We start from the raw sequence: 14,670 nt of genomic DNA, 5'->3' as shown, positions 1-14,670 counted from the left end.
GAGCGCCATCGATCGAAGAAATTGGGGTTAACGATGGCAATACCGGGGTTAACGACGTAAATGCTGTTCTGCTTTAGCGTTGTATCCGACTTAATGCCGGTTTTATCGAATCTTGCAGCGCGTTCAGCGGTAAACCGCGATGCGGTTTGCACTAAATCCCTGTAGAACCGACGGGAGCGCTGCAGGTGGCCGTCGCGGTGATCTTTGAATGTTTTTTCGCTTGATGGCTCTGCGTGTGCCAAGCGCCACAGGTTGTGCGCGCGATCGCGGTTCCGATGTGTGCCGGACGATCAGGTACGTGTAGATCGATGGCTACGGTTGAGGCTGCTGACAAGCGCGCTGCCTGACCACCACGCCATGATTCGGTGGTGGGACATGGACGCATTGAATGTGGGCGGTGCGACGCCACTGACGCGCAGGGTGTGCGTCGGTAGGCGTTGCCAGGCGCAAGCGCATGAGCCTGTAATCGGCCCGATGTGCGGGGACGATTGCAGATAGCGGTCCGTCGGTGCGCTGCCCGCGTTGTACGCGGACTCTGGCCTGGGTGGCGCGGTCTTACGCGGTGCGCTGCGTCGCGTTGATGACGTCAACGCAGATGGCGTGCGCGAGCACAGAGCGCTGCCACCAGTTGGCTGTAGGAGATGGACGGGAGCGCGCTGCGGTAGGTGGCGATTGCTGCGCGTAGACATGCTTGTCTCGCGGTGCGCTTTGCGCTGCGTCGCGTTGATGACGTCAACGTAGACGGCGTGCGCGAGCACAGAGCGCTGCCATCAGTTGGCTGTAGGAGATGGACGGGAGCGCACTGCAGTAGGTGGCGATTGCTGCGCGTAGCAAGCGTGTCTCGCGGTACGCGGTACGCTGCGTCGCGTTGATGACGTCAACGCCGACGGCGTGCGCGGGCACAGAGCGCTGCCATCAGTTGGCTGTAGGAGATGGACGGGAGCGCACTGCAGTAGGTGGCGGCTCCTGCGAGCAGCATGCGTGTCTCGCCGTCGGCGCAAAGAGCGGTGATCACGCTCTGCCTCAGTGTGTGGCTTGGTAAATCACGGGATTTTCGGCTTTTCTGTGCAGCAAGGTACGTGTGCTGGTAAGCGCCATCAGTCGCTGCGCGGACCAGATGCATGCGCACAACCCAGCGGTGATCGACAGCGAACATCGGCGCTGTCGATCACGCAATGCATCAGCGCTTGCTCAGGCTCTGCACCGCTTCCACCAGCACGCCGACGTGATCCGGATTCATGTCCGGCGACATGCCGTGACCGAGGTTGAACACGTGGCCCTCGCGCGAGCCGCCATTGCCTTGGGCGTAGCTGTCCAGGGTCTTGCCGACTTCGCTGCGGATCGCCTCGGGCGAGCCGTACAGCGTGGCCGGGTCCAGGTTGCCTTGCAGGGCGACACGGCCGCCGGCGCGCTGGGCGGCGTCGGCCAGCGAGATGGTCCAGTCCACACCCACCGCTTCGGCACCGCTGGCGGCCAGGTCGGCCACGTAGGCGCCGTTGCCCTTGCCGAACAGCACCAGCGGAGTGCGCTCGGCGCCGTCGCCGCGTTCGAGTTCGCGCGCGATGCGGGTGAGGTAGGGCAGCGAAAATTCGCGGTACATCGCCGGCGACAGCACGCCACCCCAGGTGTCGAACACCTGCAGCGCTTGCGCACCGGCCGCACGTTGTGCAGACAGGTACGCAATCACCGCATCGGTCACCGTGCTGAGCAGGTGGTGCAGCACGTCCGGGGCATTGAAGGCCATCGCCTTGATGCGCGCGTATTCCTTGCTGCCGCCGCCTTCGATCATGTAGCAGGCCAGCGTCCACGGGCTGCCGGAAAAGCCGATCAGCGGCACCGCGCCATCCAGTTCGCGGCGGATCAGGCGCACCGCGTCCATCACGTAGCGCAGCTCGGTTTCCATGTCCGGCACACCCAGGCGATGGATGGCTGCGGCATCGCGCACCGGGTGACGGAACTTGGGGCCTTCGCCTTCGACGAAGTACAGCTCCAGGCCCATCGCATCGGGGATGGTCAGGATGTCGGAGAACAGAATCGCCGCGTCCAGCGGAAACCGCTGCAGCGGCTGCAAGGTCACTTCGCAGGCGATGTCCGGGTTCTTGGCCATGCCCAGGAAGCTGCCGGCGCGCGCGCGGGTGGCGCGGTATTCCGGTAAGTAGCGGCCGGCCTGGCGCATCAACCACACGGGGGTGCGGTCCACGGGCTGACGGTTGAGGGCGCGCAGCAGGCGATCGTTCTTGAGCATGGGAGATGTGTCCTCAGCGCGGCGCGTCGGCGCCGCCGGTGATGAGTTGGAAGCCGCGTTTGAGTTGGGTATCGCGGGCCTTTTCGAACGCCCGGTCGGCCTCGTCCTGCAGCAGGTACTGGTCGCGTCGCAGTTGCGTGCGCCCACCGATCTGGCCGCTCTCGCGCAACAGTTCCCAACCACCGAATAGGTCTGGTTGCAGGGTCAGCTGGACGTAGCGGAGCGGCTCGTTGCCGCCGGAATCGTGTTGCAGGAGGATGCGCATGCGGCCGATTGTAGCCGGGCAGTGCTGAAGGCTGGGGGGCCGTGGGCGCGCCGTGCTGCTCCGCTTGCGAACGTCCATCGCGGGCAGTGGGGCGGAAATGGGCGCCGTGGATGCCTGGTGGCTGATGCGTTGTGCTGCGGTTGTCTGTGCGTAGGAGCGCCCCCGGGCGCGCTGGAGTTTTATCGATAACGCCCATCGCGCGCAGGCACGCTCCTACGAAGGCAGCGGTATCCAAAGGCAGCGGTGTCGTGCTGTAGGTGGGTGGGGCTCTGGTCGTAGGAGCGCACCTGGGCGCGACGGGGATTTATCGGTGAGGCCCATCGCGCCCAGGGGCGCTCCTACAAGGCAACGGTATCCAAGCGCAGCAGTGGCGCGCTGTCAGATGCGTCGGCCTCGTGGCCGGCGATGAGTTGCGTGGTTGGAAAAAGCGTCGGGCCGGACGGTGCGCGGTTGATCGGTGCACAAGCGTTTCGCAGGGAAGCCGCTGGGGTTTTATCGAGAAGGCCCATCGCGCGCAGGCACGCTCCTACGAAGGCAGCGGTAGCCAAAGGCAGCGGTGTCGCGCTGTAGGTGCGTGGGGCTCTGGTCGTAGGAGCGCACCTGGGCGCGACGGGGATTTATCGGTGAGGCCCATCGCGCCTAGGGGCGCTCCTACCAATGCAATGTCTTCGCGCTGTCAGATCAGTGGGCGTCGGGGCCGGCGTTCGACGGCGGTGTTGCGTGGCCGTCTAGCAATCCGTGCTTGTCTTTGCTGGCAAACCTCGACCTCAACTCAGCCAACCCCAGCTTCAATTAGCCGACGCAACCTCAACCTGCCAACGCACCCTCAACCAGCCGACGCACCCTCAACCAGCCGACGCAACCTCAACCAGCCGACGCAACCTCAACCAGCCGACGCACCCTCAACCAGCCAACGCAACCCCAACCAGCCAACGCACCCTCAACCAGCCGACGCAACCTCAACCAGCCGACGCACCCTCAACCAGCCGACGCACCCTCAACCAGCCAACGCAACCTCAACCAGCCAACGCAACCTCAACCAGCCGACGCAGCCTCAACCAGCCAACGCACCCTCAACCAGCCAACGCAGCCTCAACCAGCCAACGACAACCTCACCCCGCCAGAATCCGCAGCACCGCCGCCTCGTCCACATCGGGCACCACTTCGGCCTTGCCGATGCCGCGCCACAGCACCAGGCGCAGGCGGCCGGCGACATTCTTCTTGTCCAGGCGCATGCGCCCCAGCAGGGCCTCGGGCGACAGGCCGGGTGGGATCTCGGTGGGCAGGTCGAACTCCTGCAGCAGGGTGCGCAGCGCCTCGGTGTCCTGTGCGTCGCTCATGCCCAGCGCGGCCGACAGGCGCGCGGCCAGCACCATGCCGACCGCGACCGCTTCGCCATGGTTGAGGTTGTCGTTGCCGGGCGCGCCGTAGCCTTGCTCGGTCTCGATGGCGTGGCCAAAGGTGTGGCCCAGGTTGAGCAGGGCCCGCTCGCCCTTTTCCAGCGGGTCGCGCGCCACGATCTCGGCCTTGTGTTCGCAGCTGCGGGCGATGGCCTGTGCCAGCGCCGCCGCGTCGCTGTCGAGCAAGGCGCGGCGTTCGGCGTGCAGCCACTGGAAGAACAGCGGGTCGCGGATGGCGCCGTATTTGATCACTTCGGCCAGGCCTGCGCGCAGTTCGCGGGCGGGCAGGGTGTGCAGGGTGTCGGTATCGGCGATCACCGCACGCGGCGGATGGAAGGCGCCGACCAGGTTCTTGCCCTGCGGGATATCCACCGCGGTCTTGCCGCCGACCGACGAATCCACCATCGCCAGCAGGCTGGTGGGCAGCTGCACGCAGTCCACGCCACGCATCCAGCAGGCGGCGGCGAAGCCGGCTAGGTCGCCGACCACGCCGCCGCCGAGCGCGAACACGCAGGCATCGCGAGTGGCGCCCAGTTCGGCCAGCGCAGTGATGGCGGCGCCGAAGTTGTCCAGCGTTTTGGAGGCTTCGCCGGCGGCGATCACCAGCTCGCCCAGTTGCAGGTCCGGGCGCGCCTGCAGCAGCGCGCTGCGCACGCCGGCCGCGTAGTGCGGCGCCACCTGCGTGTCGCTGAGCAACAGCACGTGGCGGCCGCGCACGTGGCTGGCCAGGCGTGCGCCATCGGCCAGCAGGCCGGGAGCAATGGTGATGGTGTACGGCTGCGCACCGTCGACATCGACGCTGCGCGGGGAACGGGGAAGTGTCATGCGGGGGTACTCGACATGCGCCATTGCGCAGCCAGGCGCAGCACCAGCTGCGCGGTGGCCTCGGCGGGGGAGAAGTGATCGGTTTCCAGGGTGAGGTCGGCGACCTCCTGATACAGCGGGGTGCGATGCGCGGCCATCGCGTGCAGCACCTGCTCGCGGTCGGCGCGCTGCAGCAGCGGGCGATTGCGGTCGCGCGCCAGCCGGGTGAGTTGCGCCGGCACGCTCACGTGCAGATAGACCACAAACCCGCGCTCACGAATCCGCGCGCGGTTGAGCGGATCCAGCACCGCGCCACCACCGGTGGAAATGAGTTTGTTGTCCTGTTGCAACAGCGCCTGCAAGGTCTCGGTTTCATGCTGCCGAAAGCGCGCTTCGCCATGCTGTTCGAAGATAGCGGGGATGCTGCTGCCCACGTGTTCGACAATGGCCTGATCCACATCCACAAACTCCAGCCCGAAGCGCTCGGCCAGGCGGCGGCCGATGCAGCTTTTTCCGGCGCCCATCGGGCCGATCATCACGAGATTGGGTGCGGGGTTCATGCGCACGGATCGTAGCATTCTGCACGCGCGGACCGGGCCGCCCGATGTGCGCCGATACCAGTGCGTCCCGCACACGCCGATACCAGTGCGTCCTGCGCACGGCCGGTGCTTGCCGCAGCAACCGCGCGCCGATGGCAATGCCAACTGCACAGGCGGCGACAGCCAGCCCATGCGACAAGCGCGTGCGATGCGCCCACAATGGGCGCTTCTCCTGCTGCCACCTACCGTCATGCCCGATCTGTACGCAGAAGCGCTTGCCACCTTTACCGCGCTGTATGCCGAGGCGCAGAACAGCGCCGAACTGGAAGCCAGCGCAATGACCGTGGCCACCGCCAACGTTGATGGGCGGCCGAGCGCGCGCACTGTGCTGCTCAAGGCCTTCGACACGCGCGGATTCGTGTTCTACACGCATCTGGACAGCGCAAAAGGCCGCGATTTGCAGACCCATCCGCAGGCGGCGCTGCTGTTCTTGTGGCGCAGCTTGCGCGAGGCCGGCATCCAGGTGCGTATCGAAGGCGGCGTGCAGCTGGTGAGCGCGGACGAATCGGACGCGTATTTCGCCTCGCGCCCGCGCATGAGCCAGATCGGCGCGTGGGCCTCGTTGCAATCGCAAACGCTGGGCTCGCGCGAGGAGTTCGATGCGGCGATCGCCAAGGTCGAAGCCACCTTCGAAGGCCGTGAGGTGCCGCGTCCGGACGGCTGGGGCGGCTTCCGGGTGGTGCCGCAGGCGTTCGAGTTCTGGTACGGCGCCAAGTTCCGCCTGCATGAGCGCTGGCGCTATGAGGCCGATGCGGCCAGCCGGTGGACCAAGCGGATGCTGTACCCGTAAGTCCGGCCATCTGCGGCGTGCTCGCTGGCAAGCCGCTGGCGCTCGGTGCGGCATTGGCGCTGCGACGCCTGCCAAAGAGAGGGCGCATCCGGTCGGTGCTACGCACAGCGGCCTTGGCGTGCAGGCGCGCGACGCCCGGCGCCTGGCCTCTGCCACCCTGTCCGGACGCCTCGCTGCCCTGGGCAGACCGGGACCCGGCCATGCTGCGCATCCGCCCAAGCCGCGGCACTGGATGCGGCATAACCGGTGCCAAACGGCACGTTCTGCCGGTCGCGAACAGTCTGTAGTATGTCCGCCCATCGCTTGACCATCGTTTCCAAAGGACAGGACATCGTATGACGCAGTACACCACTGTCGAATTGCACGGCCTGCTGGCCGAGCGCTACCGCGACCAGCCGATCGAGGTCGAGTTGATCGACGGGCTGGAACCGGCCATCAACCTCATCCTGGCCGACCACGGCGACATGCAGATCCAGGTTGCCGCCTCCGGCTCGCAGGTGTTCGTTTCCACACTGCTGGCCAACGCCGACCAAGTCAGCGACCGCGCAGCCTTCAACGACGCCTGCCTGCGGCTCAATCCGCTCAATCCCTTGTCCAACCTGGGCCTGGTCCAGGTCGATGGCAAGGATGCCTATGTGGTCTTCGGCGAGCTGTCGGCGTCGTCCACGCTCGACCAGATCGACGAGGAAATCCAGACCCTGGCGGCCAATACGCTGGATGCCGCCGAATCTCTCAAGCCGTTCTTTTCCTAAAGGCGTGTTGTCATGAGTATTTTTTCCAAACTGATCACGCTGCTGCGTGGCACCGCACATGAAACCGGCCAGAAAGCGGTCGACGCCAATGCGTTGCGCATCCTGGACCAGGAAATGCGCGATGCCGGCGCCCAGCTCACGCGCTCGCGCGAAGAGCTGACCAAACTGATGGCACAGAGCAAGCTGGCGCAGCAGAAGATCGACGCGCGTGGCGGCAAGATGGCCGAGTACACGCGTTACATCGAAGGCGCGCTGGCCAAGAACGACGAAGCGCTGGCGCATGACGTGGCGGTCAAACTGGCCGCGCTGGAAAGCGAAGACGCCGGCGACAAGGCGTCCAAGACGTCGCTGGACCAATCGGTGGTGACGCTCAAGGCCACCATCCAGAAGACCGAAAACCAGCTGCGCGGCATGCGCCAGCAGATCGACACCGTCAAGGCCACCGATGCAGTGCAGAAGGCGCAGGCCGCCATCGCTGCGCGGCATTCCGGTGCCAGCAGCAAGATGGGCTCGGCACTGGAATCGCTTGAACGCATCAAGGCGCGCCAGGCCGAAACCTCCGCACGCATCGAATCGGCCGAAGAGCTCGAATCGTCCACCGGCGATGGCGATCTGAATCGGCGTCTGGCTGCGGCTGGCCTGATGGAAGGCGAATCCAATGCAGCTGCGGTGCTGGCACGCTTCAAGAAGCCGGCCGCCCAACTCGGCCACGACACCGCCAGCGGGACCGCGCCGTTGATCGGCCAGGTGCGCGACGTGCAGCAGGTTCCCCGCAGCGACAGCTGACTTAGAACAGCTGATAAAACGACTGTGCTCACCGCCAGGCGGGCGCGGCCGGTGCTCGGAATCCTCATGTACCACGCGTACACTTCGGTTCCTCCGCGCCGTCCACACCCACCTGGCGAATGCTCGCTACGTTTTGTTAGCCGCTCTTACAGCGGCACGGCACAGGACGCGCCATGATCATCGTTGGAAAGCTGTTCCGGGTCTTGCGGCGCCACGTGCGCCGCGTCAGTTGGGGCATGGTGGCGCTGGCGTTGCTGGCTCACATGGGCCTGAGCTGGGCGTTGCTGTGGCTGGCTGGCGAGCACAAGCTGGTCGGCCTGGATGCGTTTCCGTATTACTACATGACCACCGCCACCACCATCGGCTATGGCGACCTGTCGCCGGGCTCGGTGGCCGGGCGCTATATCGCCGCGTTCGTGTTGATGCCGGGCGCGGTGGCGTTGTTCGCCACGGTGCTGGCCAAGACCAGCGGCGTCCTCATCACGTTTTGGAGGCGTCATTCCATGGGCAAGATGGCCTACGCCGATTTGAGCGGGCACACCATTTTGATCGGCTGGCAGGGCGCGGCCTCGGCACGCTTGCTTGAGCTGCTGCTGTCGGACACCGCCACCGATGACGAAGGCGTGGTGCTGATCGCCGAAGGGGTCGCTGAAAATCCGATGCCCGACCACATGCGCTTTGTCGCCGCCGAGTCGTACACGCATACCGAGGTGTACCTGCGCGCCGGCATCGCGGGCGCGGCGCGGGTGATCGTCAACCCGCCGTCCGACGACCAGACCCTGGCGGCGGTGTTCGCGTTGATGGCGCATGCGCCGCGCGCGCATGTGGTGGCGCACTTCGACTCGGCCAGCGCCGCGCGCCTGGTCAACCACCATTACCCGGCCATCGAGTGCACGCGCCCGATGACCGCCGAAATCCTGGCCCGCGCCGCGCAGGACCCGGGCAGTGCCGCCATCACCGCCGAGTTGTTGTCGGTGGACGATGGCCCCACCCAGTTCAGTCTTGCCGTGCCTGCGGAGGTGGATGCACTGGATTACAGCCGGCTGGCCGCCGATTTCAGCCAGCGCGGCGCTTTGCTGCTAGGGCTGCGTGCGCCCGATGGCGCATTGCGCTTGAACCCGCCAGCACGCACCGCTGTGGCCGGCGGTGCCATGCTGTATTACCTGGCCGAACAGCGCGTGCCTGCCCAGGCGATTGCCTGGCAGGCGCTGCGCGCTTCCGCCGACCCCATTCCTGCATCGCCACAAGGTGTCTGACGATGAGTTTTTTCAGCAAGTTGTTCGGCCAACCGCAACCGCCACCGTTGCCCAGCTCCGGCACCGGCGCCATCGGCCACGCATTGCCGCTGGGGCTGCGCGTGGGGGGGCAGGTGGCTATCGATACCACGCTGTACCGCATGGCGCCGGATGCCATGACCGCCGAGTTGCCGGGCGGCAATCAGGGCATTCCGTGCTATGGCCACGTCAATCTGGGCGATGGTTATTCGCTGCACCGGTTCTATCTGGACGACGATGCGTTTTTGCAGGTCACCACCGTGGGCGGCGATCTGGAAGCGATGAAGGCGTTCGTGTATTGCGAGACGGTGAACCCACCGAGCAAGCAGGCGTTTCAGGAGTTCGTGATGCAGCACCCGCACCTGGGCGCGGCGCAGATCGAGTACGCCGGCAAACGCTGGGAGCGCGCCACCCAATCCACCGATGATGCCGCGCGTATTCCACCGATCGCCTACGACGAGGTGCTGTACCGCTATCAGCCGCCGCGCCGCGATGGCGACCTGACCCATTACGCCATGCTCTACAGCCGCGATGTGCCCGAGCTGCAGCGTGAAGAATTTTTGCTGGTGACCGGCGAGGATTCCGGCCCGAACGAATTTTGCGTGACCTACGCGGTCGGTATCGACGTCACCGTCGCTGACCTGGATATCACCTGAGCGCGCGCTCGCCCTTCACTCAACCGGTCCTGTCATGAATCCGATCAATCTGCAGAGTTTTCTCGCGTTTCTTTCCTACTTCGGTACCGGCCTGGGCGTGTTGATCGTCGCGGTGGTGCTGGTGACCCTGGTCACCCCGCACAAGGATTTCACCTTGCTGCGGCAAGGCAATGTGGCCGCCGCCACCGCGCTGGCCGGCAACCTCATCGGGGTGGCGCTGCCGCTGCATTCGGCCATCACCCATTCGGTGAGTCTGATCGACGCCTTGATCTGGGGCGTGGTCGCCTGCGGTATCCAGGTGGTGGCGTATCTGCTGGCCAACCTGGTGGCCGGACGCATCTCGCGGCAGATCACCGACAACGTCGCCGCCGCCGGTATTTTTTCTGCCGGCGTGTCGATTGCGGTTGGCCTGATCAACGCCGCGGCGATCACGCCGTAACGGAGCCTGCGCCATGAAGCGATCACGCAATCTCAAGCTCACCCTGATGGCGGCATTGCCGGCCGCGCTAGTCACCGGCTGCGGCTCGGAGCCGGAAACCGGCGTGGTGCTGCAGTCGGCCTCCGATTGCTACCAGGTCAAGCAGGAACAGAACGACATCCAGCAATGCCTCAAGGCATACGACGAGGCGGTGGCCAAGCACCAGCAGGCCGCGCCGCGTTTCAACACGCGCTACGAGTGCGACGAACAGTTCGGTAGCTGCACTGCGGTGCAGAATCAGGGCCAGCAGAGCTGGATTCCGCCGATGGGCGGATTTTTGCTGGGCTACGCGTTGGGCAACATGACCGGCGGTGGCGGCTATCGCTACGGTGGCTCGATTCCGCTGTATCGCGATTACCGCAGCGGCGGCTATTACAAACCCAATGGCGATCTGGCCAGCAATCGTATCGGCAGCGTGCGCGGACGTAGCGGCGCGATCGATATGCCGACGCGCGCGATCACCGTGTCGCGCTCGGGCTTTGGCTCCAGTGCGGCGGCACGCAGCTCGTTCGGCAGCGGCGGGCGCAGTTCCGGGTTCGGCGGCTGACATGCAACGCATCGCAATTGCCGAACGCCCGGATTGGCGCACGCAGGCCGAGTCGCTTGGTTTCCATTTCCACACCATCGACGGCGAGCCGTATTGGGACGAACGCGCGTACTACGCCTTTTCGTTGCGGCAGATCGAAGACGACATCGAGGCGCCCACCCAAGACCTGCACGACATGGCGATGCAGCTGGTGGACGAAGTGGTCGGCTCCGAGGCGCTGCTGACCAAGCTGGCCATCCCGCCGTTTTACTGGGACTGGATCGCCAACTCCTGGAAGAACCGCGACCCGCATCTGTATGGCCGCATGGACCTGGCGTACTCCGGCAACGGCCCGGCCAAGTTGTACGAGCTCAATTACGACACGCCCACCTCGCTGTATGAGGCTGCGTATTTCCAGTGGTTGTGGCTGGAGCAGCAGATCGCTGCCGGCGTGCTGCCAGCGGGCACCGATCAGTACAACCTGATCCAGGATCTGTTGTGCGAAACGCTGGGCGCGCTGGCGGTGGATGGCGCGTTGGGTGCGCAGATGCATTTTTCGGCGGTGCGCGACTCGCTGGAAGACCGCGCCACTGTGCGTTATCTGCGCGATTGCGCGCATCAGGTCGGCATTGCGACCGAAGAAGTCGCCATCGAAGACATCGGCCTGAGCGCCGAAGGCTGGTTCACCGATGACCAGGACCGCGTGATCCAGACCTTGTTCAAGCTGTATCCGCTGGAATTCATGATGGAAGAGCGCTTCGGCCCGGCGTTGATCGCCAACCGCGTGCGCCTGATCGAACCGGCATGGAAATCGGTATTGAGCAACAAGGGCATCCTGCCGCTGCTGTGGGAACGCCATGAAGGGCATCCCAATCTGCTGGCAGCGCGCTTTGCGCAGGCCGGCGAAGCACCCGCTGCTGGTTGGGTACGCAAGCCGCTGCTCTCGCGCGAAGGCGCCAACATCGCGCTGGTCACCGCGCAAGGCGAGGCCGCACACACCGATGGCCCGTATGTGGACGGCCCGGCGATCCTGCAGGCGCACCACCCGCTGCCGGTCTTCGATGGCCGCCATGCGCTGGTGGGCAGTTGGGTGGTGGCCGATCGCCCCGCCGGTTTGGGCATGCGCGACGACGATGGCCCGATCACCCGCGACACCTCGCGCTTCGTACCGCATGTGATCGTGGACTGATCTCAACGCGTCAGCGCGTTGCAGATAGGCGATGTGGTCGTAGCGACGATGCGCATCACGCTTGTCCAGGCAACTGCGGCGTTTGCTTTGCATACGCCGCAGTTGCGCGCAAGCCCTGCGGGCTGTGCGACGCAGCGCAGGTTTTCCACACCCCCTGTGGATGGAACTTGCACAAGGCTGTGGACAACTGCGTGCAGGCCCCGGCCCGCAACGCTGTCAAGATAGGTGGCGAAAAAATGACCAATCGCTCGCGGTGAGCAAGCAGGTGCAGCTTTTGTAGCGATCTGGACAGAATCGGCAAACTTCTGGAAGCGCTCTGCGTCGCGATGTCACTGCGGATGCAGTCGGCCAACCAGGCATGATCGTTTGCGCAAGGCCTGCACGACGTATCCGCATCGATCCGATGTGCATGCAGCATCGGCCTATCTCGGCATCACGACTCACCGCGCCAACCACGCAGCCCTCGTCACACCCGCCGTGCCACAAAAAAGCCCGCCATCGCCAACAACCAGGCCAGCGCGAAGACGCTCAGGTAGGCCGCCCATGGTGCCGACGCCAACAGCGCGGCGAAGAGCGCGCCGGCCAGCGCCAGCATGCCGGCAACGGCAATCGCTTCGCTCAGTTGCATCGCAGAGCTGTTGGCGCCTTGCTGCGCCGGTGGCGACAAGGCCAGCGTCAGCACCGACAGGCTGGGATACACCAGGCCCATGCCCAGGCCGGTCAGCGCCCAGCCGGCGACTGCCAGCGGCACCGGAATCGCCGGCCACACCGCGCCTGCGCCGATCACGATGCCCAGCGTCATCAGCAGCGCGCCGGTCTTGAGCAGGCGCGGACGCGACCAGCCGGCGCGGCTGTGGCCCTGGTACCACGAGCCGCTGAACCAGCCGAGCGCGCCCACGCTCAGTGCCACGCCCGCCAGCAGCGGTGTGAGCCCGCGTTCGCGCGACAGCAGCAACGGCAAGAACGCCTCGAACCCGAAGAACGCCGCCGCAGCGATTCCACGCAGCGCGATCACGCTGGGCAATCCGCGTACAAGCCGCAGCGTGCCGGCCGGCAATAGTTGCCACGCGCAATACACCGTGAGCAACAGCGGCGGCAGCATCGCGCCCAGCGCAGTCATGCCGTGTAACTGACCGCCCAGATACACGCCCAGTACGCCCAATGCCGCGCCGATGGCCCAGCCCAGCGACGCAGTCGGCGCGGCGGGATCCGCATTGGTCCAGCTCCGCCCGCGCAGTGCCGGCCACAGCATCAACCCGGCCGGAATCGCCAGCAGCGGCACCGACAGAAACACCCAACGCCAGCCCACGTGCTGCACGATCAACCCGCTGATGCTCGGGCCGATCAACGACGGCACCACCCAGCCGGCGGAGAAGGCGGCAAACACGCGTGGCCGCAACGCTTCCGGATACAGCCGCCCGACAATCACGTACAACGCCACCGAATACGCGCCGGCGCCCAGCCCCTGCAACAGGCGCCCGGCGATCAGCGACGGCATGCTGGGCGCCAGCCCGGCGATCAATAGCCCGATCACAAAACACAGCAGCCCGATGCCCAGCGCGCCGCCGGGGTCGCGACGGTCGCTCCAGCGCCCGGCGGCGGTCATGCCCACCACGCTGGTGGCCAAGGTGCCGCCGAAGGCCAGTGCATACAGCGGCAAGCCGTTCAACTCGCGCGCCACGGTGGGCATGGCGGCGGCCACCGCCAGCGATTCGAAGGCATTGAGCGATACCAGCGCGACCATGCCGAGCGTGGCGGCGCGATATGGCGCTGCCAGGATCGAGGTGGCGTGCGTGGCGTGGGGCGGTGTGACGGGCAGGGCGGTATCGGTGGGCATCGAACATCCAGAGCGAGTGAGCAGGGGCGTGACCGTGGCGCTTGCGTCGGTCATGGCCGCGCAGCATCCTGCCTCAACCAAGGTTGAGGTCAAGGCAATGCAGCGTGAGTTGTCGGTGGGCGAAGTGGCCAAGCGCAGTGGCGTGGCGGTATCGGCATTGCATTTCTATGAGCGCAAAGGCTTGATCCGCAGCCTGCGCACTGCAGGAAATCAGCGGCGTTATGCGCGCGATGTGTTGCGGCGCATCGCGGTGATTCGTGTCGCGCAACGGCTTGGAGTGCCCTTGCAGCAGGTGCTGGATGCGTTCTCGGTATTGCCGGATCAGCGCACGCCCACGCGCGCGGAATGGGCGCGCATGTCCGCGCGCTGGCGCGGGCAGCTGGATGCGCGCATCAGCGAACTGCAGGCCTTGCGCGACCAGCTCACCGATTGCATCGGCTGCGGCTGCCTGTCGTTGCGCCGCTGCCGCTTGAGCAACCCGGATGACGCACTCGGCGCGGACGGCGATGGTGCGTTGCGACTGGGCAGCTTGATTCCGGAATAAGAGTGGCTAACAAAACGTAGCGAGAGGGCGCGTGGCGGTGAGTCTGGTTTTGTCGGCCGTGTCTTGGTGGATGCGGTCAGAAGTCCAGGTCAAACGCTGAGTGGATCGAGTGCGCGGTGCCTTCGCCGCTCGCGGGATACGCCGTGAACTCCATGCGGGCTCGGTGGCGGCATTCATGCGGCCACACGGTCCCGTAATCGGCGAGGACACCGCACCAGAGAGCTTGCTGGCTTCTTTACTCAAAGCCATGCATACCGACCATCCCGACTGGTCCTTGCCTGCCTACCGTCGCGGGACCTTACGCGGCATGGATGCCGAGTAAGCGCTGACAAGGACGTACTTGCAGCGTGTCCCGCGATGGTAGGTGGGCAAGGGCCCTGCAACCAAGAGCAGCTAATAAAACTACTGTGCAGCCGCCAGGGCGCGCGGCCGGTGCTCGAAATCCTCATGTACCACTCGTACACTCCGGTTCCTCCGCGCCGTCCGCACCCACCTGACGACTACTCGCTACGTTTTGTTGTCCAC

14 protein-coding genes and 2 other RNA genes are annotated in these 14,670 nt (G+C 65.6%); 11 read left to right on the top strand and 5 right to left on the bottom strand.

Annotated elements, in window-relative coordinates:
- Positions 1-1,180: 1,180 nt before the first annotated feature.
- The 4 genes from hemE to ABQU90_RS07915 form a co-directional block, all read right to left on the bottom strand.
- Positions 1,181-2,245, bottom strand: coding sequence for a uroporphyrinogen decarboxylase (hemE, locus tag ABQU90_RS07930; RefSeq protein ID WP_055849442.1), 1,065 nt, complete (start codon positions 2,243-2,245; stop codon positions 1,181-1,183).
- 13 nt (positions 2,246-2,258) lie between these two features.
- Positions 2,259-2,510 carry a WGR domain-containing protein gene (locus tag ABQU90_RS07925; protein WP_039414382.1) on the bottom strand — a complete coding sequence of 84 codons (252 nt, stop codon included), beginning with the start codon at positions 2,508-2,510 and terminating at the stop codon, positions 2,259-2,261.
- Between the two features lie 1,112 nt (positions 2,511-3,622).
- Entirely contained in the window at positions 3,623-4,735 is a 1,113-nt protein-coding gene (gene aroB / locus ABQU90_RS07920; RefSeq protein ID WP_323521342.1) for a 3-dehydroquinate synthase, read from the bottom strand.
- A complete protein-coding gene (locus ABQU90_RS07915; protein ID WP_055850381.1) occupies positions 4,732-5,274 on the bottom strand; it encodes a shikimate kinase in 543 nt (180 codons plus the stop codon). Before ABQU90_RS07915 ends, aroB begins: the two co-directional genes overlap by 4 nt.
- Before the next feature lie 229 nt (positions 5,275-5,503).
- Between ABQU90_RS07915 and pdxH the strand changes: the two genes are divergently transcribed.
- The 9 genes from pdxH (at position 5,504) to ABQU90_RS07870 (ending at position 11,764) form a co-directional block, all read left to right on the top strand.
- Positions 5,504-6,103, top strand: a complete 600-nt coding sequence (gene pdxH / locus ABQU90_RS07910; RefSeq protein WP_055849447.1) for a pyridoxamine 5'-phosphate oxidase — start codon at positions 5,504-5,506, stop codon at positions 6,101-6,103.
- Between the two features lie 335 nt (positions 6,104-6,438).
- Positions 6,439-6,855 carry a YjfI family protein gene (locus ABQU90_RS07905; protein WP_055849451.1) on the top strand — a complete coding sequence of 139 codons (417 nt, stop codon included), beginning with the start codon at positions 6,439-6,441 and terminating at the stop codon, positions 6,853-6,855.
- Between the two features lie 12 nt (positions 6,856-6,867).
- Positions 6,868-7,641: a PspA/IM30 family protein gene (locus ABQU90_RS07900; RefSeq protein ID WP_115513536.1), complete on the top strand. Its 774-nt coding sequence runs from the start codon at positions 6,868-6,870 to the stop codon at positions 7,639-7,641.
- A gap of 66 nt (positions 7,642-7,707) precedes the next feature.
- Positions 7,708-7,783: non-coding RNA, sX9 sRNA (locus ABQU90_RS07895), on the top strand.
- Positions 7,784-7,814: 31 nt separating this feature from the next.
- Positions 7,815-8,897 carry a potassium channel family protein gene (locus ABQU90_RS07890; RefSeq protein WP_055849459.1) on the top strand — a complete coding sequence of 361 codons (1,083 nt, stop codon included), beginning with the start codon at positions 7,815-7,817 and terminating at the stop codon, positions 8,895-8,897.
- Complete coding sequence (locus ABQU90_RS07885) at positions 8,894-9,571, top strand: YjfK family protein (protein ID WP_193589327.1); 678 nt, start codon at positions 8,894-8,896, stop codon at positions 9,569-9,571. Before ABQU90_RS07890 ends, ABQU90_RS07885 begins: the two co-directional genes overlap by 4 nt.
- A 34-nt stretch (positions 9,572-9,605) precedes the next feature.
- Positions 9,606-10,010: a DUF350 domain-containing protein gene (locus ABQU90_RS07880; RefSeq protein WP_115513533.1), complete on the top strand. Its 405-nt coding sequence runs from the start codon at positions 9,606-9,608 to the stop codon at positions 10,008-10,010.
- A gap of 13 nt (positions 10,011-10,023) precedes the next feature.
- Positions 10,024-10,596: a DUF1190 domain-containing protein gene (locus ABQU90_RS07875; RefSeq protein WP_115513532.1), complete on the top strand. Its 573-nt coding sequence runs from the start codon at positions 10,024-10,026 to the stop codon at positions 10,594-10,596.
- A 1-nt stretch (position 10,597) separates the two neighbouring features.
- Positions 10,598-11,764: a glutathionylspermidine synthase family protein gene (locus ABQU90_RS07870; protein ID WP_323521341.1), complete on the top strand. Its 1,167-nt coding sequence runs from the start codon at positions 10,598-10,600 to the stop codon at positions 11,762-11,764.
- Between the two features lie 466 nt (positions 11,765-12,230).
- On the opposite strand, the gene ABQU90_RS07865 is transcribed toward ABQU90_RS07870, so the two are convergent.
- A complete protein-coding gene (locus tag ABQU90_RS07865; protein WP_323521340.1) occupies positions 12,231-13,601 on the bottom strand; it encodes an MFS transporter in 1,371 nt (456 codons plus the stop codon).
- Positions 13,602-13,698: 97 nt separating this feature from the next.
- Here ABQU90_RS07865 and soxR point away from each other — a divergent pair, with 97 nt between their 5' ends.
- Positions 13,699-14,145 carry a redox-sensitive transcriptional activator SoxR gene (gene soxR, locus ABQU90_RS07860; RefSeq protein ID WP_055850382.1) on the top strand — a complete coding sequence of 149 codons (447 nt, stop codon included), beginning with the start codon at positions 13,699-13,701 and terminating at the stop codon, positions 14,143-14,145.
- Between the two features lie 447 nt (positions 14,146-14,592).
- Positions 14,593-14,668: non-coding RNA, sX9 sRNA (locus ABQU90_RS07855), on the top strand.
- Positions 14,669-14,670 lie beyond the last annotated feature (2 nt).

Source organism: Xanthomonas sp. WHRI 10207, assembly GCF_040202975.1.
Classification (GTDB): domain Bacteria; phylum Pseudomonadota; class Gammaproteobacteria; order Xanthomonadales; family Xanthomonadaceae; genus Xanthomonas.
Note: the sequence above shows the minus strand (reverse complement) of the source record. Positions and strands in the feature narration are given on the sequence as shown.